Raw genomic sequence first — 2,975 nt, forward strand, 5'->3', positions numbered from 1 at the left:
TATTGAAACAAGGCTATTAAATTAGCACGCTTATTTACTGAAATAACAACTTAGTTAAGTGAATAAGGGCGCACGGTGGATGCCTTGGCACTAGGAGCTGAAGAAGGACGGGACTAACACCGATATGCCTCGGGGAGTTGTAAGTAAACTTTGATCCGGGGATTTCCGAATGGGGAAACCCACTGTTCGTAATGGAGCAGTACCTATACCTCAATACATAGGGTATAGGGAGCAGACCCGGGGAACTGAAACATCTCAGTACCTGGAGGAAGAGAAAGAAACCTCGATTTCCTGAGTAGCGGCGAGCGAAACGGAAAGAGCCCAAACCAGAAAGCTTGCTTTCTGGGGTTGTAGGACACTCCTTTGGAGTTACAAAGAAATTCTTTAAATGAATCGATCTGGAAAGATCAGCCGAAGAAGGTAACAGCCCTGTAATTGAAAAAGAATTTCCTCCGGAGTGTATCCTGAGTACGGCGGAACACGTGGAATTCCGTCGGAATCCGGGAGGACCATCTCCCAAGGCTAAATACTCCCTAGTGACCGATAGTGAACCAGTACCGTGAGGGAAAGGTGAAAAGCACCCCGGAAGGGGAGTGAAATAGAACCTGAAACCGTGTGCCTACAAGTAGTCGAAGCCCGTTAATGGGTGACGGCGTACCTTTTGTAGAATGGACCGGCGAGTTACGATCCCATGCAAGGTTAAGTGGAAGACACGGAGCCGCAGCGAAAGCGAGTCTGAATAGGGCGATATAGTATGTGGTCGTAGACCCGAAACCGTGTGATCTACCCATGTCCAGGGTGAAGGTCAGGTAACACTGACTGGAGGCCCGAACCCACGTATGTTGAAAAATGCGGGGATGAGGTGTGGGTAGGGGTGAAATGCCAATCGAACACGGAGATAGCTGGTTCTCTCCGAAATAGCTTTAGGGCTAGCCTCAAGATGATGAGTACTGGAGGTAGAGCACTGATTGGACTAGGGGCCCCTACCGGGTTACCGAATTCAGTCAAACTCCGAATGCCAGTTACTTAAACTTGGGAGTCAGACTATGGGTGATAAGGTTCATAGTCGAAAGGGAAACAGCCCAGACCGCCAGCTAAGGTCCCAAAGTATACGTTAAGTGGAAAAGGATGTGGAGTTGCCCAGACAACCAGGATGTTGGCTTAGAAGCAGCCACCATTTAAAGAGTGCGTAATAGCTCACTGGTCGAGTGACTCTGCGCCGAAAATGTACCGGGGCTAAACGTATCACCGAAGCTGCGGATTGTTCTTACGAACAATGGTAGGAGAGCGTTCTAAGTGCTGTGAAGTCAGACCGTGAGGACTGGTGGAGCGCTTAGAAGTGAGAATGCCGGTATGAGTAGCGAAAAAAGAGTGAGAATCTCTTTCACCGAATGCCTAAGGTTTCCTGAGGAAGGCTCGTCCTCTCAGGGTTAGTCGGGACCTAAGCCGAGGCCGACAGGCGTAGGCGATGGACAACAGGTAGATATTCCTGTACCACCTCATGATTGTTTGAGCGATGGGGGGACGCAGTAGGATAAGGAATGCGCACCGATGGATGTGTGCGCCCAAGCAGTGAGAAAGTCAGATAGGCAAATCCGTCTGGCAATTTCAAGCTGTGATGGGGAGGGAAATAAAGTACCGAAGTTCCGGATTTCACACTGCCAAGAAAAGCCTCTAGTTAGATCATAGGTGCCCGTACCGCAAACCGACACAGGTAGGCGAGGAGAGAATCCTAAGGTGAGCGGGAGAACTCTCGTTAAGGAACTCGGCAAAATGACCCCGTAACTTCGGGAGAAGGGGTGCTCCTTTTAAGGAGGAGCCGCAGTGAATAGGCCCAAGCGACTGTTTAGCAAAAACACAGGTCTCTGCGAAGCCGAAAGGCGAAGTATAGGGGCTGACACCTGCCCGGTGCTGGAAGGTTAAGGGGACGAGTTAGCTCTTCGGAGCGAAGCTTTGAACCGAAGCCCCAGTAAACGGCGGCCGTAACTATAACGGTCCTAAGGTAGCGAAATTCCTTGTCGGGTAAGTTCCGACCCGCACGAAAGGTGCAACGACTTGGGCACTGTCTCAACGAGAGACCCGGTGAAATTATACTATGCGTGAAGATGCGCATTACCCGCGACAGGACGGAAAGACCCCGTGGAGCTTTACTGTAGCCTGATATTGAATGTTTGTGCAGCTTGTACAGGATAGGTGGGAGCCTTTGAAGCGTGAGCGCTAGCTTCGTGGAGGCACCCGTGGGATACCACCCTCGCTGTATGAACATTCTAACCCAGGACCGTAATCCGGTTCGGAGACAGTGTCAGGCGGGCAGTTTGACTGGGGCGGTCGCCTCCCAAAGAGTAACGGAGGCGCCCAAAGGTTCCCTCAGAATGGTTGGAAATCATTCGTAGAGTGTAAAGGCAGAAGGGAGCTTGACTGCGAGACCTACAAGTCGAGCAGGGACGAAAGTCGGGCTTAGTGATCCGGTGGTTCCGCATGGAAGGGCCATCGCTCAACGGATAAAAGCTACCCCGGGGATAACAGGCTTATCTCCCCCAAGAGTTCACATCGACGGGGAGGTTTGGCACCTCGATGTCGGCTCATCGCATCCTGGGGCTGTAGTCGGTCCCAAGGGTTGGGCTGTTCGCCCATTAAAGCGGTACGCGAGCTGGGTTCAGAACGTCGTGAGACAGTTCGGTCCCTATCCGTCGTGGGCGTTGGAAGTTTGAGAGGAGCTGTCCTTAGTACGAGAGGACCGGGATGGACACACCGCTGGTGTACCAGTTGTTCCGCCAGGAGCATGGCTGGGTAGCTACGTGTGGAAAGGATAAGTGCTGAAAGCATCTAAGCATGAAGCCCCCCTCAAGATGAAACTTCCCATCACTTCGAGTGAGTAAGATCCCTCAGAGACGATGAGGTTGATAGGTCCGAGGTGGAAGCGTGGCGACACGTGCAGCTGACGGATACTAATTGATCGAGGACTTATCTAAGTT

General features: G+C 51.8%; 1 rRNA gene. It reads left to right on the plus strand.

Annotation, left to right across the window (positions count from 1 at the left end):
- Positions 1–52: 52 nt before the first annotated feature.
- Positions 53–2,972: ribosomal RNA gene (locus tag C794_RS03535) — 23S ribosomal RNA — on the plus strand.
- Positions 2,973–2,975: the final 3 nt, after the last annotated feature.

This window comes from Oceanobacillus kimchii X50 (assembly GCF_000340475.1).
GTDB lineage: Bacteria > Bacillota > Bacilli > Bacillales > Amphibacillaceae > Oceanobacillus > Oceanobacillus kimchii.